The organism is Methylotuvimicrobium buryatense 5G, from assembly GCF_000341735.1.
GTDB classification, from domain to species: domain Bacteria; phylum Pseudomonadota; class Gammaproteobacteria; order Methylococcales; family Methylomonadaceae; genus Methylotuvimicrobium; species Methylotuvimicrobium buryatense.
The window spans coordinates 3,419,077-3,443,351 of record NZ_KB455575.1 but is presented as its reverse complement, the minus strand read 5'-3'; the positions used below and the strand labels follow the sequence as shown (position 1 = coordinate 3,443,351).

The window sequence follows — 24,275 nt, the reverse complement described above, 5'->3', positions numbered from 1 at the left end:
AAGCGATTAATTCGACATTGCACCGAACAATAAAAAGGTCGGATAAAAAATAAACCGGCCTTAACGCACGAGTATCAGGAGTCCGCTATGACCTGGAACAATAAAAATAATGACCCGAAGGAATTAGGTGAAAATCCCAAATCCGATTGGGAAGCTCAATTCGAAAATATATGGCGCGGCATCAATAAAAAGCCCAAAAATTTTCTTAACCGCCACTCCAAACCGATCTTTGCTTACTCTAGCGCCGCGCTGTTAATTGCCTGGGCTGGCAGTGGCGTTTACATCGTAGACCAAGGCAATCGAGGCGTGGAAACCCGATTCGGCGCCTATCAAGCCACTACGATGCCTGGCCCGCATTGGCATTTGCCCTTTCCAATAGAAGATGTGTCTATCGTCAACGTCGAACAACAACGCTTCATTGAAATCGGCTATAAAACCGGAGGCCGTCAACTCGGAAGCGGATCGGACTTACCCGAATCGCTGATGCTAACCAGGGATGAAAACATTATCAGCGTTAGGTTAGCCATTCAATATCAAATCAAAGATGCCAGGGATTATTTATTCAACGTCAAAAATGCCGAAGCCACGCTTAAGCAAGTGACCGAAAGTATCGAGCGGGGCGTAATCGGCAAGAATAATATGGACTTCATCCTAACCGAAGGCCGCAGTCAAATTGCCACGGCAATCAAAGATCAGGTGCAGGAAGCGATGGATCAATATCAAACCGGTCTTCGCATCGCCAGCGTCAACTTACAGGATGCCCAGCCTCCCGAGGAAGTTCAAAATGCCTTCGAGGATGCAATCCGGGCACGAGAGGATAAACAAAGGCTAATTAACGAAGCCGAAGCTTATGCCAACGAAGTGATTCCTAAAGCTCGAGGTGCAGCGGCAAGATTGATTCAGGAGGCTGAAGCCTATGAAGCTCAAGTGGTCGCTAGAGCAACCGGCGAGACGCAACGCTTCGATCAATTACTGGTCGAATACGAGAAAGCGCCCAGAATAACCCGCAAACGTTTGTATCTTGAAGCTAAAGAAAAGTTATACAGCAATACCAATAAAGTGATTGTAGCGGTTGAAAACGGGAATAATATGTTCTACATGCCGATCGATTCGATGCACAAAAATGGCGATCAAAATGTCGGTACTCCTAACCTAAATTCGATTGCGCAAATCGAAAAGGCCGCACAAACCGATGCCCGAAAACCCGTGCATGCTTCAACAATCCGTTCCAGCAGGAGCAGACTATGAATTCGTTACCTAAACAATTATTAGTTCCCATCGGTTTATCGGTGCTTATTCTTGGTTATATGTCGGTGTTTTATGTTGGCGAAAGTGAAAAAGCGATCAAATTTCGCTTGGGCGAAATTGTCGAATCCGATTATCGGCCGGGCCTTCATTTCAAAATGCCCTTGATCAATAATACCAGCGCGTTCGATGCGCGAATCCAAACCCTTAATGCCAAATCGGAACGTTTCCTGACTTCGGAAAAGAAAAATGTGATTGTCGATTCTTTTGCCAAATGGAAAATTGGCGATGTCGGCCTGTTTTATACAACAGTCAGCGGCGATTCTTATCAAGCCAACCTTCGACTCGATCAAATTATGAAAGATGCGATGCGCGGCGAATTCGGCTTAAGAACGATCAAAGACTTGGTTTCCGAGGATAGAGGCAATTTACGCAAGGTGTTGATGGAAAAATTAAGCCCGGTCGCTGAACAATACGGCATCGAATTAGTCGATATCCGCATCAAGCGCATCGATCTGCCGGACGAAGTCAGCAGCTCGGTATTCCGGAGAATGGAAGCCGAGCGTGAAAGAGTTGCCCGGGAATTCCGCTCACAAGGCGCGGAACTTGCAGAACAAATTAGCGCGCAGGCCGATAAGGAGCGCGATATTATTTTGGCTAATGCGTATCGAGAAGCCGAACAAATACGAGGACGCGGCGATGCCAAGTCGGCCGAGATCTATGCGGTCAGCCATGGCAAAAATGAAGAGTTTTATGCATTCCACCGAAGCTTGAACGCCTATCAAAAATCGTTCGAAAATACCCAGGATACTCTGTTACTGGAACCGAAATCGGATTTCTTCAGGTATTTTTCGAAAGAAGAATGATATCCTCATACATCTCTAAAGAGGAGAAAATTTAAATGAAATCAAATGCACTTAAAATCGTCATCTGGATAGCGGTGGGGCTTACGCTATTCACGGCATTTAGCCGAATGGGCCCGCAAAACGACAGTAACTATGCCTTGTCATACTCTGACTTTATTGAAGACATACGCGCCGGCGTGGTTGCTGAAGTCACGATCAACGGCGAGGAAATCAATGGTCGTCGTCGTAATGGGGAAAGGTTCATGACCTATAACCCAAATGATGCCAAAATGATCGACGAATTATTGGAATACGGCGTCAAAATCAAAGTTGCTTCGCCGCCGAAACAATCGATGCTGATGCAGATCTTTATCTCATGGGCACCGATGTTACTGCTGATCGCAGTCTGGGTTTATTTCTTCCGCAAACAGCAAGGCGGCGGCATGGGCGGCCAGATGAATTTCGGTAAAAGCAAGGCCAAATTGCTCGAGGAAAACCAAATCAAGGTTAAATTCACCGATGTCGCCGGCGTCGAAGAAGCCAAGGAAGACGTCGTCGAAATGGTCGATTTTCTGAGAGACCCCGCCAAATACGAATTCCTCGGCGGCCAGATACCGCGGGGCGTATTGATGGTCGGTCCTCCGGGAACCGGTAAAACGCTGCTGGCTCGGGCCATTGCAGGCGAAGCGGGTGTACCGTTCTTCTCGATATCCGGTTCGGATTTCGTCGAAATGTTCGTCGGCGTCGGTGCTTCTCGCGTTCGCGATATGTTCGAACAAGCCAAGAAACGCGCGCCGTGCATCATCTTCATCGACGAAATCGATGCGGTCGGCCGTCATCGCGGCAACGGAATGGGCGGCGGTAATGACGAGCGCGAACAAACCCTAAACCAATTGCTTGTCGAAATGGACGGCTTCAACGGCAACGAAGGCATCATCGTCATCGCTGCGACCAACCGTGCTGATGTGCTCGATAAAGCCTTGCTGAGACCGGGCCGATTCGACCGTCAAGTCACTGTCGGCTTACCCGATATCAAAGGTCGCGAACAAATACTCAGCGTCCATATCAAAAAAGTACCGCAAGCCGCCGATGTCAACATCAACGATCTGGCCCGAGGCACGCCCGGCTTTTCCGGTGCGGAACTCGCGAATCTGATCAACGAAGCGGCTTTATTCGCGGCGCGTAAAAACAAACGCGAAGTGAACATGGAAGATCTCGATAAAGCCCGCGACAAAATGCTTATGGGCGCCGAAAGAAGAAGCATGATGATGCGCGAAGAAGATAAGTTGATGACCGCCTATCATGAAGCCGGTCATGCCATCGTCGGTCGCATCGTACCGGAACACGATCCGGTCTACAAAGTCAGTATCATGCCCCGTGGTGGTGCATTAGGCATCACGATGTTCCTACCGGAACGGGATTCCTACAGCGCCAGCCGGGATAAACTGGAAAGCCAAATCGCCAGCTTATTCGGCGGTCGGGTTGCCGAGGAAATCATATACGGCAAAAACAAAGTGACAACCGGCGCTTCCAATGACATCGAGCGCGCCACACAATTGGCCCGCAACATGGTGACTAAATGGGGACTCTCCGATCGCCTCGGCCCTATGGATTACGGCCCGGATCAGAATCAAGGCTATTTCGGACCGCAAAATAAAGCGATGTCCGAGCAAATGGCTCGATTGATCGACGATGAGATTCGCTCGCTGGTCGACAAAAACTATGAGCGCGCCAAACAGATTCTTACCGAGCGCATGGAAATCTTACATAACATGGCGGAAGCATTAATGCAGTGGGAAACCATCGATAAGTTTCAAATCGATGAACTGATGAAAGGCAAAAAAATTGCCCCGCCGGTACCGGAAGATGATGATAAGGACGAACAGCCCCCCGTCGTCGTAACACCTGACACAACGAGCGGCGGTAACATCGGTCAAAGCGGTCTGGCAACCTAGCCGCTGTCAACGTCCTCCTCTATAAAGTCCTCCTGTTTCGGTTCTTTCAGGAGGACTTCTTTTTCAGGATAATTTCATGAATAGTTTTGCAATAAAAGGCTTAACTAGCTTCAAATATGCCTTGGAAGCTAATTATTATGTCTCGCTGGCCGTCAGTGTCGCAGCAGCAACCCTATCCTTTACGAATGACCAAACGTTTTTCGAGCTCAATAGCGATCTTTACGGTCCTTTGAGCAACAACATCAAAATCATGATGATTTATATTGTACTAGCGGAATTATCGATGTTCGCCTATTGTTTCATGAAGCAAAGCTATAAAGAATTGACAGCCGCCGGTCTTTTTTTGATTTTGTTAAGTGGAGCTCTCGAATTTTATGGTCGCGTCAATCAAATTCCGATCGATCATACTTATCGACTGTTTTTTCTCTATGCCGGTCTTTCACACATTGCTTATGGTTTACTATCATTCCTACCCGTAAAACAGGAACACGACGGTCAACATGTCGAGGAATCCTGATAAGCAAACCCGCTAAATCTGTTGTTGCCACTCTCACTACGGAGCCCGAGTCATGAACATATTACTAACAGGCGGCACCGGTTTTATCGGCACCCTTTTGACCAGACAGTTAAGCGGTCAAGGTCACCAGCTGACGGTACTTAGCCGGAATCCCGAACGTGTTCAGTCAATTTGCGGACCCGACACAAAAAGCCTGGGCAGCCTCGACGACATCACACCGGACCAACGATTCGACGCGGTCATTAATCTGGCCGGCGCGCCCATATTCGATAAACGATGGACCGAAGCGCAAAAACGTATTATCTGGGATAGCCGCGTCTTGTTGACGGATCGTTTGTTTGAAACGCTGGAAGGATTGGCCGTAAAACCGGAAGTCTTGATAAGCGGTTCGGCGATTGGCTATTACGGCAATCAAGGCGACACGGTTCTCGATGAAGAGACGCCCGCCAAAGACGATTTTTCACATCGATTATGTTTGGCCTGGGAAAACAGCGCGCTGCAAGCCGAACAACTCGATATCCGAGTTTGTTTAATACGAACCGGTTTGGTTATAGGTCACGAAGGGGGACTGCTACAACGTATGCTCTTACCCTTCAAGCTTGGCCTGGGCGGTCGAATCGGCGCCGGCACCCAATGGATGTCTTGGATACATAGGCAAGATTGGATCAACGTCGCCTGCGCCATGTTGAACGACGACTCAATGCGCGGCCCTTACAATGCTACCGCACCAAACCCCGTCACCAATCGCGAGTTCACCGAAACGTTAGCCGCCTGTTTGAAACGTCCTGCCTTACTGCCGATTCCCGCTTGGGCTTTGAAGCTACTGCTCGGTGAAATGTCGGAACTAGTACTTGGCAGCCAACGCGTTATGCCATTAAGACTCATTAATGAACTTGGCTTCAGTTTTGAATATAACGACTTGCAATCGGCGCTAACCGAGGCCTTGTCATCACACAGTGATTGATGACTCCCTTTTTATCGAGAAGCCGTCTAAGAATTACTAATCGTAGATGAAAATTCGGCTGAAATTTGAAGTGCGAAAGGTATAAGAAGTTATTTAAATGGCTCATTATTCCTACGCAAATCACTACTAAGCAGGACGGGGTTACAACCCATGGGCATCAAGCTAATAACGGCCAACCCGCACCACGCTCTTTCCCAAGCTCCAGCGCTCATCGTTATACATAAGTCAAAAATTACCCTTTTGCAACCTTAACCAATGAGACCTCGATACCATTTATTGCGACTTAACACTTTCGGCCTCGAGATCGCGATCAGGGGATCGCTCCCACAGAGCGTCCGCCGCTCTCTGTGGGAGCGACGCCTTCGTCGCGACTATCGAAGCCAGTAACGCTCAAACACCAATAGCCTTTCCGGACAACACAACAATTTAGCGCTCGGTCGCTACTTTTTGCACAATTATACCCTTTACTAGTCAAATTTCGGCGTCGGGGTCCCCGATAAAGGCTTTGCCAGCATGGAGCTGGCATAGAGACTACATGGACGTATTCACGGCGTCCTTTAGCGGACACCCAGGCGCCGAAATTTGATCTGCGACGGGTATATCCATCCACTGCTGTGTGTCGGGCAATTTTTTTGCCTGACTATACCGGGCTTTCAAGCCAAGTGATTGTTCGCTATCAGAAATGGTGGGCTTGCCCGCATTCTTTGAACTCTGTCACTTGACGCGCATGCCGGGCAGGGCTCCTTGATCCGGACTCAGCAACCAAATGTCTTTACCACCGGGCCCGGCCGCAAGCACCATGCCTTCGGATAGGCCGAAACGCATTTTCCTCGGTTTTAAATTGGCGACGACCAGTGTCAATTTGCCGACCAAATCTTCCGGCGCGTAGGCCGATTTAATACCGGCAAAGATATTGCGTGTTTCATCGCCGATATCGACGGTCAGTTGCAACAACTTGTCCGCGCCTTCGACATGTTCGGCTTTAACGATGCGCGCGATGCGAAGATCCAGTTTTGCGAAATCATCGAACTCGATAGCCTCGGCGATCGGCTCGAAGCGCTTCGGTTTCGGCTCCTCGGTTTTTTGCAGGTTTTCCTTTGAGGCTTCGACCACCGCAGCGATCTTGTCCGGATCGACCCGAGTCATCAACGGCCGAAACACGTCAATCTGATGATCGAGCAACGGCTCGGCTTTATCCGGCCAGGCCTCCGGTTCCAGGTTCAAAAAAATCTCGGCTTGATGCGCCATCGCCGGCACGACCGGTTTTAAATAGACGATCAGTAATCTAAACAAGTTGATGCCCATCGAGCAGACCTCATGCAGCTCCACGTCGCGACCTTCCTCCTTCGCGATCAGCCAGGGTTTTTTCTCGTCGATATACTGATTGGCGCGATCTGCGAGCGCCATGATTTCACGCATTGCCTTACCGAATTCGCGCGTTTCATAACAACGTGCAATGCCTTCATTAGCCTCGATGAAATAATCGAACAGGTCCGGCTCCGAACAATGTTTCGAGAGCATACCGTCGAAACGTTTATGAATAAAACCGGCGCAACGGCTGGCGATATTGACGACTTTACCGACTAGGTCGGAATTGACGCGCTGGGTAAAATCGTCGAAGTTTAAATCGATATCGTCGACGCCGGAACCGAGTTTCGCGGCAAAATAATAACGCAGATATTCCGGGTTCAGGTGGTCGAGATAGGTGCGCGCTTTAATGAAAGTGCCGCGCGATTTGGACATCTTCTCGCCGTTCACGGTCAAAAAGCCATGCGCGAAGATTGCGCTCGGCATCCTAAAGCCTGACCCCTTCAACATTGCCGGCCAGAACAGTGCATGAAAATAGATGATGTCCTTGCCGATGAAATGATAAAGTTCGGCATCGCTTTCCTCGGCCCAGAAATCGTCGAAATTCAAGTCTTCCTCGCGCCCGCACAGATTTTTGAAACTAGCCATGTATCCAATCGGCGCATCGAGCCAGACATAAAAATATTTGCCCGGCGCGTCCGGGATTTCGAAGCCGAAATACGGCGCGTCACGCGAGATATCCCATTCCTGCAGACCGTTTTCGAGCCATTCGTTCATTTTGTTGCTAACTTCAGGCTGCAAATGGCCTTCGGCTATCCATTCCCGCAACATGTTCTCGAAATCCGGTAATTTGAAGAAATAATGCAGCGATTCTTTTTCAATCGGTTTTTCGCCGGAAACGACCGACACGGCATTTTTCAATTCGGTCGGCGAATAGGTCGCGCCGCACGCCTCACAGCTGTCACCGTACTGGTCCTTTGCGCCGCATTTCGGACAATCGCCCTTAATGAATCGGTCTGGTAAAAACATGTTTTTGACCGGATCGAATGCCTGCGTGATGTTACGCGATGAGATATGCCCACCCTCGCGCAAACGTCTATAGATCAACTCGGCGAGCGACTTGTTTTCTTCAGAGTGCGTACTATGAAAATTGTCGAACTCGACGCCGAACTCGGTAAAGTCGGCCAAATGCTCTTCGGCGGAGCGGGCGATTAATTGTTCAGGCGTAATGCCTTCGCTGTCGGCCCTAAGCATGATCGGCGTACCGTGCGTATCGTCGGCACAAACGAAATAGCATTGCTGATGCCGTTGTTTCTGAAACCGTACCCAAATATCGGTTTGAATATATTCGACCATGTGTCCTAAATGAATCGGACCATTGGCATAAGGCAGGGCACTGGTAACAAGAATTTTTCTGTCTGACATGGCTTAACCGGCGAAAATATGATGGAAACAAACGCGCTATTATGGCATAAAACCACATTTTATTGGGACTCGCTAAACAACGATAACCGATTCTTACCCATGTATTGACTTTCAAGATCCTGGATGGATGAAAAACGGAGAAGGGCAGGCTTTTACTGTGAAAGTTCGCAATTCCTCTGGTGAAGCAGAGCGTAGGAATAAGAAATATGAAAAACAATGTCGGTTCCGAAGCATAAGTATCTACACATCTTTATCTTTTAATATCATGCTGTTATAAAGTTTCTTCTGGTTTTTTATGAAGATAGGGACTAAAAATTGAAGTTTTTAGTCTACTTTTTTATCCTAGATAACAGAAAAATTAACTTAACTAATTGTTCTATAAAGCTGAAAACTTGTGTAGATACCTATGGTTCCGAAGAGGGTGCGGTTGCTCGATCGGCAGGCGTCGGCGGCAAGGACAGCCGCCGTCGAGCCTACAGGGACGTATTTACGGCGTCCTGTCGGGCGAGTGACCGTACCCTCCCCACCAGAGAACTTTCATTTGCCGGGGCGATGGCTAGACCTTCATGAACGTTATTTTGAAACACGCTGCCTTAAGAACCAAATGACGCAACGCGCGTGCCTTCGTCTATCGCATCATCGGGATGGTCGATTACCTTCTCGCCGAGTACGAGCCCTTCTAAAATTTCGGTTAATAAGCCATTACTCTGGCCTGTCCGTACCGATCGCAATCGAGCACGCCCATTTTCAACAACAAATACGGCCCTGCCGTCGTTGTGACGGAATAATGCATTACTGGCAACGGTCAGTGCTTCTGGTTGTTCCCAAACGATGAATTTTGCTTCCACTCGGTAACCGTCGCCTAAGCGCCGCCAGATTTCAGCGGCAGAACGAATGTCCGCGACGACCACTACACGCTGCTCTTCGACTCCTAGCGCACTGACTTTAGTAAAGCCCGTCGGCTTAATGATCCGCACGATGCCTTCGAGTATGTCATTGCCTCCCCAACGCTCCAATAATACACGCCCACCGGGTTCGATGCGTATCGCATCATGAGATAACACCTCAACTTCGATTTCCAGATTATGCGTATCGCCGACTTCCAACAACAAGTGTCCGGCAGGCACTACGCCAGCGCTTTTCTGTTCGATGTTTAAAACGCGTCCACCGATAGGCGAGCGCACTTGTACGGTTTCAACCGGCTTTGAAGTATCCGCTACAGCCGAATAACGAAGCGCCGCTTGCGCAGCCTCTAAGTCGAAACGGGCCACCTCGATTGCCGAATTAGCCGCTTGCGCTGCGGCTTTCAAAGCCAACATACGACTGCGTGCTTGGTCGAATTCCGAACGCGATATTAAACTACGCGTCATCAATTCTTCGCGGCGGCGAAATTCTACCGAGGCATGTTCGGCCTCGGCACGGGCTTGTCTGGCTGAAGCCTTGACACGCGCTAAGGCTGAGCGTGCCGCGGCAACTCGTGCTTCCGCTTCCGCTCGGCTGCGGGGGTCCAATACTGTCGGCGGCAAGGGATCAATCAAGGCCAGCGGTTGACCTAGCTCGACAACATCGCCAACTTCCAGATCGATGCGTCTAAGGTAACCCGCCACTGGCGCATAAAGCATGTAACGGTCTTTAACTCGTGTTTTGCCTTCTTCTTCTATAGTAATCCGCAACGGCCTGCGCGCAACGATGCTCGTTTCGACCAATACCGGTCTAGGCCAGAAACCCCATGCAATCGCCAGTATAACAAGCGCCATTAGTGCCGATATCCCTACAAAACGTCCTGACGGCATTAGTTTACTCCCGTGTTTTTAATACTTCGATAAGATCGAGACGACTCAACTGCCGCCAAATCAACGCAGCAGTCACTGCAAAAGAAATCAAAACGATGGAAGCCGCTAAAGCATAAGTCGACGGAACTACGATCATCGGAATGCGGTAAAGATCCGATGAAAATGACTTTGCAATGTAACTCGACAGACCGATTCCAACCAGAAAACCGGGAGGAATGGCCGCTAGGGTCAGCAAGCCTATTTCACCCAGCAAGATGTAACCGACTTCGGCGCGGGTAAAACCCAATACTCGTAACGAGGCTAGCTCCCGACTTCGTTCCGAAAATGCGATACGGGCCGAATTATACACGACGCCAAAAGCGACAAAGGCGCCCAGCAGGGCAGTGATAAAGGAAAACCATAGAATCGTTTTTTCCATCATTTCATTGAACTGTTCGATTGCCGTATCGCGAACGATGGTTCCAGCAACGCGCGGCATGTCTCGGAGTTGGTGATAGAGGTTGATTTGATATTCGGGATCCACAGACAATTGCACACCGGAAATCGCGGGGCCTTCATGCATCAAACGGTTGAGTGTCGAGCGATTCATATATGCGTTGACACCAAGATATTGCCGCGAAGTACCTACGACAGGGACCTTAAATACAGACCTATTGCCCTCGAGAACTTCAATCGTCAGTAATTGACCGGGTGCGATTTGGAGAATCTCCGTTGCCAGGTAGTCGGACAATATAATTCCTTCCTGGGGAATATCGATAGCCTCAAGCGATGGGTTCAATATCCTATGGAGTTTCCCGCCGGGTTCTATGCCGTCGACTTTAAAACGGTAGCTGCGATGACCATGTACCAAACGAGCGGAAACGGAGCGGAAACCTTCAATATTATTTACTCCCTCTAATGCTCCTAACGAATAGAGCGCACGGTACGGTGTCGGATCATTGAACATGACGGTTAAATCTTCACGGCTACTCAAGCCATACTGCACTTCGATAATCCAATTGATTGCATCCCGTTGAAAATTAGTCATCATCAAAATACCGCATGCGGCTGCGATACCCAATATCGTTAATCCTGCCTTGACGGGCTGCCGCGCGATGTGGCGAATTATCATACGCGACGGTTCGTCAAGATGCTTTTGTAAACCGATACGCTCGATAAGCGTAGCTCGATAGTTTAGAGGCGGTTCCGGTCGCATACCTTCTGCGGGTGGAAGTTGAGCGGCTCGCCGAACGGCAAAGGCCGTACCTGCCAGCGCTGCAAATAGAGTGACGAGCACGGCTTGCGACATGACGGCAGGATTCAATATGAAATGAAGATAGGGAAAACTATAAAGCTGTTGATACATGCTGCATAAGGCGTCTGCAAACCAAAGCCCGAGTGCGACTCCTAACACTATCCCAAAAGATGTTATGCTTATAATCAATTTGACATAGTGCATGGCAATTTGCGACGTTGCATAACCGAATGCCTTCAGTGTCGCAATTTGTTCACGCTCTGTGGACACCAATCGACTGATGACGATATTCAATAGAAACGTCGCCACGCTCAAAAAAATCACTGGAAAAATGGTTGCCATGATTTCAAGGGCATGCAATTCATCGGTAATGAATCGATGGCTGAACTGATCTTTACGACTGTAAGCGCCTAACCCGCCATAACGAGCAAGAATAAGATCGATTCCATCAATAACATCGCGCTCGAATGCACCCGACTGAAGCGAAAAAACTACATTGTTGAAAGCGCCATCCATATTGTAGGCTGTAGCAAGCGCCTTACGGTTCATCCATAAAATGCCGTAACGTTGATAATCCGGAAATAGTCCTCCCGGTGGAATCGCATACATATACTCAGGCGTTAAAACAATGCCGACAATATTAAGACGTTTGCGATGTCCTCGGATAATTACCGCGATACGATCACCCGGCTTTAAACGATGCGCATCGGCAAAGGCTTCGCTAATCGCCACTTCGTTTCCGGCACCCGCCACCGGCAATCGTCCGCGCCGCACATATGGCACATTGAGCCGAGGCGCACCAAAATCGGGTAATGAAACGATGCGGCCGGTAATGGGATCGTCGAAACCTTCTACCTGGATATTGATAGCCGCCACGACGCGAGTTTCGACTTGGTTGATGCCCGGCAATTCCGCAAAACGCTCCGCCGCTGCTTCGGGAGCCCGTACCAAACTTACGAATACTTCGGCGAAACGCTGATTAATGTAGTAACTCGTTTGAGTTAATTTTAGCGATTCGTAGGTAACCCGCGACATTATAAAAGTCGAAATACCTCCGATGATGACCAGAGATATCGCCAAGGTCATACCGCGCATTAGCCAGAGATCGCGTAGTAATTTGCGGTTGAGCGCCCGCATTACCAGCTCAGTTCCGACGGCGATTTTCGCGCTTGATTAAAGTCGGATCCTATAATTTGACCATCGGCTAACCGAATCACATGATGCGCCATTTCTGCAATGACTATGTTGTGGGTGATAACCACTGTGGTGGTGCCGAGTTCACGATTTGCGCGCTCGAGCGCTTCCAAAACGACGATTCCGGTCGATGAGTCGAGCGCGCCGGTCGGCTCGTCGCACAATAATACAGACGGATTTTTAGCAATGGCCCGAGCGATTGCAACCCGCTGTTGTTCTCCGCCGGAAAGTTGGGCCGGGAAATGATCCAACCGTTTACCCATGCCGACAAGCTCGAGCGCATCTTCCGGTGTCATCGGTTGCGAAGCAATTTCGGTGACCGCGGCAACGTTTTCACGCGCGGGTAGGCTCGGGATTAAATTGTAAAACTGAAATACAAAGCCGACATGGTCTCGACGAAATGCGGTCAACTCTCTCTCATTGACGACGGTAAGATCTTTATCACTGTATAGCACATGGCCGGAAGTCGCGGTATCCAAACCGCCTAGAATATTCAAGAGCGTAGATTTGCCACTGCCCGAGGCGCCGAGTAATACGGCAAATTGGCCTCTATACAGATCAAGATCGACATTGCGCAATGCGACAACTTCAACTTCTCCCATGCGATAAATTTTGGTGAGTCCGCGAGCCTGAAAAACAATTGACGATTGTTTGACTATACCCATCGTAGATCAAAATTCGGCACCGGGGTGTCCGTCAAAGGACGCCGTGAATACGTCCATGTAGGCTCTATGCCAGTTCCATGCTGGCAAAGCCTTTGTGAACGCCATGGATGGCGTGAATGTCGATTTTGCAGGAGCGAAAACCGACCGGACACCCCGGCGCCTCCTCGGGCACTGCCGAAATTTGAAGTGCGAAAGGTATACATCTTTACCGATCGATCCTTTTTTAACGACTTCGTTCGAAAAGGATCGAAAAGATAGGCTTTTTTTCATCGTCGAAAATAGATTGCATGTTTATTTGTCAAATATTATCGCATTAAAGTGTTTAAATAGAGATTATATAAAAGGAGTAATCTATGCTGAATTTCTCTATTGATCTACGATAAGTATAAACTGCATTACACTTGTACCTCAGTAATAACTAGCATTTATTCCGCTTATGAATCAACCTACTACTTGTATCGATGTCCTTTGCGTAGGACAAGCCACTTATGATCTTATTTTTTCGGTACCGGCCCACCCCGGCACCGATGAGAAAGTGTTTGCCGACCGCTTTGCCGGTTGCGGCGGAGGGCCTGCCGCTAATGCCGCGATAACGGTTGCCCGGCTCGGTTTCAAGGCGGCTTTTGCCGGTTATTTAGGCGATGACTTATTCGGTAGCAAACATTGGCAAGAATTGCTCGATGATGGCGTCGACACCCGTTTTATCGTTAGAGGCAAGGCACCGACACCCCTCTCTGCAATACTGGTCAAACCCGACGGCCGGCGCGCGCTGATCAATTACAAAGGCGCAACCCGCCCCTTGAACGCCGGTGCGGTCGATTATTCGAACCTCGAAGCCAAGGTCATGCTGTTCGACGGTCACGAACCGAATATTTCCTTACAACTGGCACGCTATGCAAGATACAACGGTATTCCGACCGTGCTCGATGCCGGCTCGGTTCACGAGGGCAGCATCGGCTTATTGGACTTATCGGATTATTTGGTTGCTTCGGAAAAATTTGCGCTGCAATACGCCGGAGACATACACACGGCATTGAGGCGACTGGCGGAAACCGCACCTGCTGCCGTGATCACCTTGGGCGAAAACGGCTTGATTTGGCAACGCGGTAATGAACAAGGCGAGCTGCCGGCCTATCCTGTGATCGCTATCGATAGCACTGGTGCCGGCGACGCTTTTCACGGTGCTTTCGCCGCTGCATTGGCCGCCGGCCAAGACTGGTTGGATATTTTGAATTACGCCAGCGCTGCCGGTGCGCTATGTTGTACCAAAACCGGCGCCAGACCCGGATTACCGACCTGTGAAGAAATGCAGGATCTTTTACGTTAGAATTGGCCGATTTATCAATCGAAGAACGAGCCCGAGAAGCACATCCTTTTCTTCAATAGTTTGACAACGCCTTTTTTAAGCCATAGCATGCCGGTTAAGCATTATACTTCGCGCGGTCATGTTTGCGGATTTTATGGCAATGCTATTTTGTTCGGTAGCAAGACGCGAAAACAAGCGCATAGCAAACTATGTAACTGTTTTCGCAAAGCTTCCGTTCCTGCTCACGCCCCTTACCTACATCCTTGTAGGTCTGGCCGCTATCGGACAAAAGAGTGCGTTAGCTTACCAGCAAATGCGACCGCGCGAAGTATATGATGGATTCTGTGTGCCATCGCCTCCGGAACCGACGCAGAAAGCCTAGCGGTATTACTGTGAAAGTCACGCAGCAACCAATCTTGTTACTAACGACAAAACGCCGATGACTTTCATTTGCCGGGGCGATCGCCGAGCCTTCATGAGCGTTATGATGAAAATCGTTCTTCCCATGATCCTTATCTTGGGTCTTGCAGCACTCATTTTTTTTTCGTTCCCCAAAAACGAGGACTCAACCACCAATTTGATCGGCACTGAACATCCTTCGACGAAACAACTTGACAGTACTCGCCGCGGTGCCTTGGTCGATCAAATCGTCTTCACCCAGCAGGGCGATATCGGACAGGTGGTCAGCCTGATCGAAAGTGGTAGCCATCATATTTTCTCGCAAGGCATCACCAGCACCACAGTTTTTCAGCGCCTGCGCGATTCGAAAAGCGCGGACTACGATTTTTCCTACGGTAGTTCGGTGGAACTAACCCTCAATCCAGCCGGCCCTCATTTCGCCAACGGCGAACTCAATCCCTTCCATGTTCCAGCGCTACGCGAAGCTCTCAATCAACTGATCAACCGCCGCTATATTGCCGAAGAGATCTACGGCGGCCTGGCTGTCCCACGGTTTCTACCGCTGAGCACCGCGTTTCCCGATTATGCGCATTTGGCTGACGTTGCCAGAGCATTAGAGCTGCGTTATCAACACGATCCCAATGCAGCCAAAAAAATCATCAATAGGGAAATGCTGGCATTGGGCGCTCGCTTGGAGCAAGGTCGTTGGCGCTATCATGACCGGCCGGTACGTCTGCGTCTGTTGATCCGCACCGAAGATGCGCGCAAGCACATCGGCGAATATATCGGCACGCTACTCGAGAATCTCGGATTCGAAATCAGCTACCTCTATCGCACCGCCGCCGAAGCTTCGCGCATTTGGCTCGCCGGCGATCCAGGCACCGGCGCTTGGCATATGTACACGGGCGGCTGGATTGCCAGTCGAATCGAGCGCGATCTGGCCGATAATTTCAGTTACTATTACACGCCCAAGGGCCGCGCCGACCCTTTATGGCAGGCTTACCGGCCCTCGGCCGAATTCGACGAGATTGCCGACCGTTTGCAGCGCCGTGACTATCGCACTTGGCCGGAACGTCGGGCTTTGATGAGCCGCGCATTGGAGTTGGCGATGGAGGATTCGGTTCGCGTATGGCTAGTGGATCAAATCAATGCCTGGCCCCGCGCGCATAACGCAAGGCTGGCGGTCGATTTGGCCGGCGGCGTTTCCGCCTCGGCGCTGTGGCCCTATACTCTGCGCTTCGACGATCAAATCGGCGGAACCATGGTCATCGGCTCGCCCGGCTTGTTGACGGAACCCTGGAATCCGATCGCCGGCAGTAATTGGATCTTCGACCTAAAAATCATCCGCGCCCTGCAAGATCCGCCGCTGCTTGCGGACCCATTCACCGGCCTGTATTGGCCGCAGCAAATCCAGTCGGCCGACGTCAAAGTCCAATATGGCGTGCCTTTGATTATCAGTCATGATTGGCTGACTATACACCGGGCCGAAACCATAAATGTTCCCGGCAATGCCTGGATTGACTGGAATAGCGATGACAAGCGCTTTATCACGGTCGCCGAAAAACACCCCGAAGGCCTTGAAGCACGCGGCCGCATTCGTATTCGTTACAAGGACGATTATTGGCAACGGCGCTGGCACGACGGAAGCACGTTATCCCTAGCCGACCTGTTGTTGCCGTGGATTCTTAGCTTCGAGCGGGCCGATCCAAACAGTCCGTTGTACGACATCGCGCATGTGCCCAATTTCGAATCCTTTCAGCGCCATTTCCGAGGTTGGCGTATCGTCTCCAAACAACCGCTGATCATCGACATCTATAGCGATCAAATTCATCCCGACGCCGAGGTCACGGTTGCCGACAAGAGCCCGAGCGTCTTGCCCTGGCATAGCTTGGCGTTAGGCATCTTGGCCGAACAAAACGAGCGTCTAACCTTTTCCTCGCACAAGGCCGACCGGTTGCAAGTCGACTGGTTGAGCCTGGTGTCCGGTCCCAGCTTGCCGATCTTGCAACAATTGCTCGAATCGGCCGGTCGCGAAGGCTTTATTCCTTTTGCCTCGCTGCTGAAACACTATTTAAGCTCCGGCGAAGCGGAAGAACGTTATCAAGCATTGACAGACTGGTATGCCGAACGCGGTCATTTTTGGGTTGGCAACGGGCCTTTTTATCTGCATTCGGTGCATCCGCTCGAAGGCAGCATTGTACTGCGCCGCAACGAGGATTTCCCGGACCCTGCCGACAAATGGCTGCGCTTTGTTCAACCGGAAATTCCCGAGTTGGTCATGGACGGTCCGATCCTCGTCAAAGCCGGTCAAACTGCAACATTCGAATTGCAGATCACATTTCAAGGAAAGCCTTATCCGCTGGACGCCATCGACGAGGTCATGTTTTTATTGTTTGACGGCGATGGCAAACTTTCGTTTAAAGGCAAGGCTGAACCATTCGAGAACGGTATTTGGCGAGTGATTTTGGCCGCGCGGCAAATTAATCGGCTCGGCTCCGGAGCCAATAGTCTGGAACTGGCGGTCAAATCCAACCGCGTCGCGCTGCCTTCGTTCGCCTCTCACGGCTTCGCAACCTTACCCGCCGACGAATCGATTCCCGAAGGTATCGAACCATGAACCCTAGCCAAAACCCAAGTATTCCGAAAAATGCGGAAGGATTGGTCCGCGATCTCAAACTGATGCTGTTATTTACCGGCAAACGCATCATTGCGCTGGCGCTGATGGTTTTGATCGGTGTCTATCTCACCATATTGATTGCCAACATGGGGGGGCGCGTAGACGAATTGCGGCTGGTGCAAATCCGTAGCGAAATTTCCGAAGCCGTGCGCGGCGACTTGTCTTTCCGCGAACTCAACAGCGACGAGCGCAATCGACTGATACAACGCCGCGTCGACTTGGAAGTTCAAAGGCTGAATCTGGACCGGCCTTTCCTGCTGCGTAGTTTTAATTATCTTTACCGTGCAATGCTGCTGGATTTGGGGCGCGCCGAGCAAATGCATAGCGACCAGGGTTCGCGGGAAGTCCATGCAATCATCCTCGAGCGCTTGCCGGCCACCTTGTTGCTATTCGGCACGGCCAATCTGCTGATTTTTTTCTTGTCCGTCTATATCGCCTTATGGCTGTCTAGACACTACGGCAGTCTCATAGATCGTATCGTCATCGTTTTGGCACCGACTTCAGCGGCACCGGCTTGGTTCTATGGTATTTTTTTGATTCTATTCTTCGCTTTCCTTTTGCCGATACTGCCTGCCGGCGGCATGGTGGAGGCGCCGCCACCGCTCGGCCGCCGAGATTACGCACTCAGCGTCCTGAAGCACATGGCCTTGCCGGTGCTAGCCATGCTGCTGTCGCAAATTTTCATTTCGATCTATTCCTGGAGAACCTTCTTTTTGATTCACTCCAGCGAGGATTACGTAGAAATGGCCAGAGCCAAGGGTTTGCCTTCCCGCATGATCGAACGGCGCTATATTTTACGGCCGACACTAGCGCCGGTCATTACCAGTTTCATGCTGATGCTGATCAGTATGTGGAGCGGCGCAATCATTTTAGAACGAACCTTCAGCTGGCCCGGCCTCGGTACGCTGATTTTTCAAGCCATCGGCCATCATGATACGCCGGTCATCATCGGTTCGGTGGTGATTTTCGCTTATTTGCTGGCCTTCTCTATCCTGGTGCTGGACATCGTGTACGGCATCGTCGATCCGCGCGTACGCATCGGAGCAAAACGATGAAATATTGGAGCGAACGACTGTGGGAATTGCGCCGTTATCCTTCCGCGTTACTCGGCATGGCTATCATTTTCTGTTTAGTCGGTTTATCGATTGTTACGGTTAGCGCAATACCCTATGACGAGGCCATCGATCGTTGGCGCGGAGGCGACTATTGGCGCATGCATCCCCGAAATGCCGAACCGGCATGGCTTGATCGCTTGCAAGGCGGCAACAAGCCTAAAACATTGATAATTTCAAGCCTTGCTGCCGAAACGGAATCGGTAGCTTTCACAGGTGGTAAGCGCCTAAAGATACCCTTGCACTTCGATTATAATTTTTCGGAGTTTCCGAGTGAAATCAACTTGTTTCTGAAGTCGGGAAAGCACACCCGGGAACCCTTTGCCCGACTGACTTGGCATACCCCCGACGGACGCGAGATACCCTTAGGAGGACGCCGTATCACGTCCAGCGACCGTTTTTCGATATCCCAGGATTGGGCATTGGAACGCCGCCTTGGCCTACTCCCCCATGTGGGTTTGCTGGCGCGGCCCGGCACCGATTCGCCTGAAGTTTTACCCGGACGCTACACGCTGGTCTTGGATGCGGTGTTATTCGATGAAACGGCCGAAATCACCGCCGAATTGGTTGTTTATGGACGTGTTCACGGCCTCGCCGGTACCGATCATCAGCGCCGCGATTTGCTGCTCGCGCTGCTGTGGGGTACGCCGATCGCGCTGGCTTTCGGCCTGTTGGCGGCAGTCGGCACGACGCTAACGACCTTAGTAATCGCAGCAACCGGGGTTTGGTTCGGCGGGCGGCTCGATGCCGCCATTCAACGGCTCACCGAAATCAACATGATTTTACCGCTGCTGCCGATACTGGTCATGGTCGGAACACTCTATTCGACCAGCATTTGGCTGATGCTGGGCGTCGTGGTGCTACTCGGCATATTCAGCGCCAGCGCCAAAATGTACCGGGGGATGCTGCTGCCGATACGCGAGTCACCCTACATTCAGGCCGCGCAAGCCTACGGCGCCAGCGATAGCCGCATCATCTTGCATTACTTGGTCCCGCGCATCCTGCCGGTGCTGATTCCGACCTTCGTGACGCTGATCCCGGCATTCGTTTTTCTGGAGGCCTCGTTGGCGGTGCTGGGGCTCGGCGATCCGGTGCTGCCGACTTGGGGCAAGGTGCTCAATGACGCGCAAAACGAAAGTGCTCTGTACAATCACTATTATTATTGGGTGCTGGCTCCGGCTTTGCTGCTGATGCTGACAGGTCTCGGTTTTGCCTTGCTCGGTTTTGCGCTGGATCGCGTGTTCAACCCCAGGCTACGGCGGATCTAATGATGACAGAACCCCTGCTCAAAGTCGAAGATCTGCGGCTTGCTTATCAAACCGAACGCGGCATCGTCACAGCCGTAGACGGCCTGAACTTCGAAATCCAGCGCAACGAAGCACTGGTGGTGCTGGGCGAGTCGGGTTGCGGCAAAAGCTCGTTGGCCAAGGCCCTGTTGCGGGTACTGCCGCGCAATGTCAAACACCATTCGGGCCGGGTACTGCTCGACGGCGTCGACATCATGCCCCTGAGTCCCGAGCGCTTTCGCCGTGAAATCCAATGGCTGCGTATTTCGCTGGTGATGCAGGCTTCGATGAACGCTTTGAATCCGGTCATGCGAGTCGGCGAGCAAGTGGCCGAACCCTTGTGTGTGCATCGCGGCTGGTCCCCGCACAAAGCCATGGCCCGCGCCGGGGAAGTGTTCGAACTGGTTGGTGTGTCCGGCGATTTTTTAAGGCGTTATCCTTTCGAACTTTCCGGCGGCATGCGCCAACGGGTAGTGCTGGCGATGGCCTTGGTCGCGGAACCGGAACTGGTGATCATGGACGAGCCGACTTCGGCGCTGGACGTGCTGACGCAGGCCGGCATCATGAATCGATTGAAACGCATCAAGCGGGAACTGGGCACCAGCTTCATGCTGATTACCCACGACGTCGCCACATCCAGCGAAATCGCCGATCGTGTCGCGCTGATGTATGCGGGGCAATTCGTGGAACTTAGCAGTGCCGCGCAGTTTTTTGCAAAACCGGCCCATCCTTACGGAAAGCTGTTGATGGACAGCGTACCGCGCCTGCACCAGACCCGGCAACCCGATCACATTCCAGGTCAACCGCCGAATCTGATGCTGCTGCCTTCGGGCTGCCGTTTCGCCGATCGTTGCCCCGCCCGATTCGACCGCTGCGATGAAGACCCTATGCCGATAGCCTTGTCGAAACGAAACGAAGTCCGTTGCTGGCTTTATACGGACCGCATCGAAACCGGCAAACCGCAAGGATTGCATAACACTCCGATTCCCGTTTTGGAAACACGGCCGTTAAGTAAAGAGGTTTTGGTTACTGCACAAGACCTGCATACCTGGTTCGAATTAAAGCAATGGGGATTTATCCGGGCGGGCTATGTGCGTGCGGTAAATGGCGTCAATTTCCACCTCTATCGTGGCGAGGCGGTTGCCTTCGTCGGCGAAAGCGGTTGCGGAAAAAGCTCCTTGGCGCGCACATTACTCGGTCTGCATGCGCCGACTCGAGGCGAAGTCGTCTTCGAAGGCCGACACATGCATGCCTTGAATAAGCATGAACTCAAGCAATACCGGGCGCGTGTCGGCTATGTGCAGCAAGACCCTTTCGGCGCGCTGCCGCCCTTCATGACGATCCGCCGCGCCTTGAGCGAGCCGCTGATCATTCACGGCGTCAAAGACCGCAAGGAACGTGAAACGCGGATACGGGCTGCACTGGAAGAGGTGCGCCTGTCGCCAGCCGACGATTATTTGCCTAAGTTTCCGCATATGCTCAGCGGCGGTCAGCAACAGCGGGTCGTCATTGCCCGGTCGTTGATTTTACAACCGGCGATGATCATCGCGGACGAACCGGTCTCGATGCTGGACGCCTCGGTACGAGTCGAGATCCTGCGCCTGCTCCGTACGATACAAAGCAAGCGCGAGCTGACGCTGGCCTTCATCACGCACGATTTATCGACCGTGCGGCATTTTGCCGACCGCATTTTCGTGATGTACGGAGGCCGCATCGTCGAAGCAGCCACTGTTGACGACCTGCTCGACTTTCCTCAGCATCCCTATACGCAAGCCTTGCTAGCGGCCACCGCCGACCCCGATGCCAAGAATGCCGCTCAAGAACGCGAACTACCGGACGGCGAACCGCCCAGTCTGTTGCACCCGCCGCCTGGTTGCCACTTTCATCCGCGCTGTCCGTATGCCATCAAAGGGCTGTGCGATGTAGAAGAACCACCGGAGTTCGAACCGCGCGCCGTTCACTATTCGGCGTGTTGGTTGCATAAGGATACATAATGGTGAAATGCTGTTTGAGTTTAATTGCTCAAACGGTCACCAATAGCCTCGATTGCAACAGTCAGCGCTCGAACGACCGTTTCTTCGGTCATGCTTGGCAGCAGTCCGGCTCGTTTTGTATTGGCGACTTGTTCCGGCAAATAAGGGACATGAATAAAACCAACTCGTATCGGCAGGTTTTGGCATTCGACATAATGGAGTGTCGAATAAAAAAGCTCGTTACAGACAAAAGCTCCCGCTGAATTGGAAAGATACGCTGAAATACCCTCTGTTTTGATCTGCTCGACCATGTTTTCAACAGGAATCGAAGCCGGGTAGGAGGCAGAACCTTCAATGGCAATCAATGTATTCTTAGGTTGATTACCTTCATTATCCTGTTTTCTGGCGTTAATCCGATTTTTGGCCAAACATTCCATACGAATGGCATTGCTACCGCCCGCTTGACCAACACCGATCACGACAGCGGGTTGATGGTGCTCAATTTGACTTTGCACGATCGCCGACGCTTTACCGAACACGGTCGGAATTTCGTGGGCAATCACTTCAAAGCCACCGATGATCGTATTATTTAAATGGCGAACGGCTTTCCATGAAGGATTAACGATCTCTCCTGCAAAAGGATCGAAGCCTGTTATTAATAACTTAGCCATCACAGATCAAAATTCAGCGCCGGGGGCCCGCGTCAAAGGACGCCGTAAATACGTCCCTGTAGGCTCTATGACAGCATCCATGCTGTCATAGCCTAAGCCGATCATCCCGGCCAATGGAGACAAATGGTGCGCGATGCGCACCCTACAAGATTGAGCTTACTCTTCCCAAGCCCGTCCGTCACGCGCCAACAATGCCACCGACGCGACCGGCCCCCAGCTTCCTGCGGAATAGGGTTTTGGCGCAATTTTTCTACGCGCCCAAGCATCTTGTATCGAATCGACCCATGCCCAAGCCTGTTCGATTTCCTGCCGACTCAGGAACAAGGTCGGATCGCCCCGCATTGCTTCCAAAATCAGCCGCTCGTAACCGCCGAAAAACGGGCTGTTTTTGAACGTTTCAGAAAAGCTCAAATCCAGTTTATTCTGCTGTAACGTGATACTACCGCCGATTCCGGGTACCTTATTGAGCATTTCAATTTCGACGCCTTCCTTCGGCTGTAAATGAATGATCAACTTATTCGGCGGCAATTCGCGGTAACTGTCCTTAAAGATATTGTGCGGCAAGCGCTTGAAATAAACGACGATTTCGGTGCGCTTATTTTGCATGCGCTTTCCGGTACGCAAATATATCGGTACGCCGGCCCAGCGCCAATTATCGATATCGACGCGCACCGCGACGAAGCTTTCGGTGGTACTCTCCTTATTGGCGCCTTCCTCCTCGGTATAGCCCGGCACGGCTTGTCCTTTCATGTAACCGGCGGTGTATTGCCCTCGCACGGTCACTTCTTCGACATTGTCGGCGGTAATCGGACGCAAGGCTTTCAACACCTTGATTTTTTCGCTATGAATGCTTTCGGCTTCCAGCGACGCGGGAGGCTCCATTGTGATAAAGGTCAGGATCTGCAATAAATGATTTTGCAGCATATCCCGTAGTTGCCCGGTTTTATCGAAATACTCCCAACGGCCCTCGATTCCGACTTCCTCGCCAACGGTAATTTGAATGTGATCGATGGTATTGTGATTCCAATTGGTCGTAAAAATCGAATTGGCAAATCGTAAGGCCAACAGATTCAGAACCGTTTCCTTGCCTAAATAATGATCGATACGGAATACCTGATCCTCGTTAAACACTTCAGCAACGGCATCGTTGATTTCCCGATTGGATTTCAGATCGTTGCCGATCGGTTTTTCCATCACCACACGCGATTCTCGAGTCAAAATTTTTGCTTTATCGAGACCCTGGCAAATATTTTTGAACAAAAACGGCGCGACGGCTAAATAATTGACCAACACTCTGGATTTGGAATCGATGACCGAATTCAATTGTTTATATTGATCGAGTTGAGTTAGGTCGATCATGAGATATTGCATTCGAGCCGAGTAACGCTGCCAGACTTCATCGTCGATCGTCTCATTAAGATAAGACTGTAGACTTTTCCTAGCGACTTTAACGAAGCCGCCCTCTTCGAGAGCATGCCGGTCAATACCGATGATACGAGTCTCGGGCTCGATCAATTCTGATTTTTCGAGCCGATATAACGAAATTAATAATTTGCGCGTCGATAAATCGCCTAACGCGCCATATATGACCAGGTCGCAAGGTTTAAATTTTTGATTTGATTTCATTGAATTTGAAGAACAATAAACCGATTTTCGGCTACTTAAGTTAGATTTGAAAAAATGAAAGAAAAACGGGGTGCTTCCGT

Annotated in this window: 16 protein-coding genes; 10 read left to right on the top strand and 6 right to left on the bottom strand. The window is 51.0% G+C overall.

Annotation, left to right across the window (positions count from 1 at the left end):
- Nucleotides 1-87: 87 nt before the first annotated feature.
- From hflK to METBU_RS0115555, 5 genes are all read left to right on the top strand, one after another.
- Nucleotides 88-1,248 carry an FtsH protease activity modulator HflK gene (hflK, locus tag METBU_RS0115575; protein ID WP_017841512.1) on the top strand — a complete coding sequence of 387 codons (1,161 nt, stop codon included), beginning with the start codon at nt 88-90 and terminating at the stop codon, nt 1,246-1,248.
- Entirely contained in the window at nt 1,245-2,111 is an 867-nt protein-coding gene (gene hflC, locus METBU_RS0115570) for a protease modulator HflC (RefSeq protein ID WP_017841511.1), read from the top strand. The genes hflK and hflC overlap by 4 nt, the downstream gene beginning before the upstream one ends.
- Nucleotides 2,112-2,146: 35 nt before the next feature.
- A complete protein-coding gene (gene ftsH, locus METBU_RS0115565) occupies nt 2,147-4,045 on the top strand; it encodes an ATP-dependent zinc metalloprotease FtsH (protein ID WP_017841510.1) in 1,899 nt (632 codons plus the stop codon).
- A gap of 76 nt (nt 4,046-4,121) precedes the next feature.
- A complete protein-coding gene (locus METBU_RS0115560; RefSeq protein WP_017841509.1) occupies nt 4,122-4,562 on the top strand; it encodes a hypothetical protein in 441 nt (146 codons plus the stop codon).
- A 52-nt stretch (nt 4,563-4,614) separates the two neighbouring features.
- Complete coding sequence (locus tag METBU_RS0115555; protein ID WP_017841508.1) at nt 4,615-5,526, top strand: TIGR01777 family oxidoreductase; 912 nt, start codon at nt 4,615-4,617, stop codon at nt 5,524-5,526.
- Between the two features lie 714 nt (nt 5,527-6,240).
- On the opposite strand, the gene metG is transcribed toward METBU_RS0115555, so the two are convergent.
- From metG to METBU_RS0115535, 4 genes are all read right to left on the bottom strand, one after another.
- Nucleotides 6,241-8,259, bottom strand: coding sequence for a methionine--tRNA ligase (gene metG / locus METBU_RS0115550; RefSeq protein WP_026130260.1), 2,019 nt, complete (start codon nt 8,257-8,259; stop codon nt 6,241-6,243).
- 593 nt (nt 8,260-8,852) lie between these two features.
- The gene (locus METBU_RS0115545; protein ID WP_017841506.1) at nt 8,853-10,016 is read right to left on the bottom strand and encodes an efflux RND transporter periplasmic adaptor subunit; all 1,164 of its coding nucleotides are present in this window, start codon (nt 10,014-10,016) and stop codon (nt 8,853-8,855) included.
- A gap of 40 nt (nt 10,017-10,056) precedes the next feature.
- Nucleotides 10,057-12,423, bottom strand: coding sequence for an ABC transporter permease (locus METBU_RS0115540; RefSeq protein WP_017841505.1), 2,367 nt, complete (start codon nt 12,421-12,423; stop codon nt 10,057-10,059).
- Complete coding sequence (locus tag METBU_RS0115535) at nt 12,423-13,145, bottom strand: ABC transporter ATP-binding protein (RefSeq protein WP_017841504.1); 723 nt, start codon at nt 13,143-13,145, stop codon at nt 12,423-12,425. Before METBU_RS0115535 ends, METBU_RS0115540 begins: the two co-directional genes overlap by 1 nt.
- A 436-nt stretch (nt 13,146-13,581) precedes the next feature.
- Here METBU_RS0115535 and METBU_RS0115525 point away from each other — a divergent pair, with 436 nt between their 5' ends.
- The 5 genes from METBU_RS0115525 (at nt 13,582) to METBU_RS28450 (ending at nt 21,919) form a co-directional block, all read left to right on the top strand.
- The gene (locus METBU_RS0115525; RefSeq protein ID WP_017841502.1) at nt 13,582-14,472 is read left to right on the top strand and encodes a carbohydrate kinase family protein; all 891 of its coding nucleotides are present in this window, start codon (nt 13,582-13,584) and stop codon (nt 14,470-14,472) included.
- A gap of 418 nt (nt 14,473-14,890) precedes the next feature.
- Entirely contained in the window at nt 14,891-17,467 is a 2,577-nt protein-coding gene (locus METBU_RS0115515) for an ABC transporter substrate-binding protein (RefSeq protein ID WP_017841500.1), read from the top strand.
- Nucleotides 17,464-18,582 carry an ABC transporter permease gene (locus METBU_RS0115510; protein ID WP_017841499.1) on the top strand — a complete coding sequence of 373 codons (1,119 nt, stop codon included), beginning with the start codon at nt 17,464-17,466 and terminating at the stop codon, nt 18,580-18,582. The genes METBU_RS0115515 and METBU_RS0115510 overlap by 4 nt, the downstream gene beginning before the upstream one ends.
- Nucleotides 18,579-19,907, top strand: coding sequence for an ABC transporter permease (locus METBU_RS0115505; protein ID WP_017841498.1), 1,329 nt, complete (start codon nt 18,579-18,581; stop codon nt 19,905-19,907). Before METBU_RS0115510 ends, METBU_RS0115505 begins: the two co-directional genes overlap by 4 nt.
- Nucleotides 19,907-21,919: a dipeptide ABC transporter ATP-binding protein gene (locus METBU_RS28450; protein ID WP_017841497.1), complete on the top strand. Its 2,013-nt coding sequence runs from the start codon at nt 19,907-19,909 to the stop codon at nt 21,917-21,919. Before METBU_RS0115505 ends, METBU_RS28450 begins: the two co-directional genes overlap by 1 nt.
- Before the next feature lie 20 nt (nt 21,920-21,939).
- Here METBU_RS28450 and pcp read toward each other — a convergent pair whose 3' ends face one another.
- Complete coding sequence (gene pcp, locus METBU_RS0115490; protein WP_017841496.1) at nt 21,940-22,569, bottom strand: pyroglutamyl-peptidase I; 630 nt, start codon at nt 22,567-22,569, stop codon at nt 21,940-21,942.
- Between the two features lie 156 nt (nt 22,570-22,725).
- Nucleotides 22,726-24,195, bottom strand: coding sequence for a glucose-6-phosphate dehydrogenase (gene zwf, locus METBU_RS0115485; protein ID WP_017841495.1), 1,470 nt, complete (start codon nt 24,193-24,195; stop codon nt 22,726-22,728).
- Nucleotides 24,196-24,275: the final 80 nt, after the last annotated feature.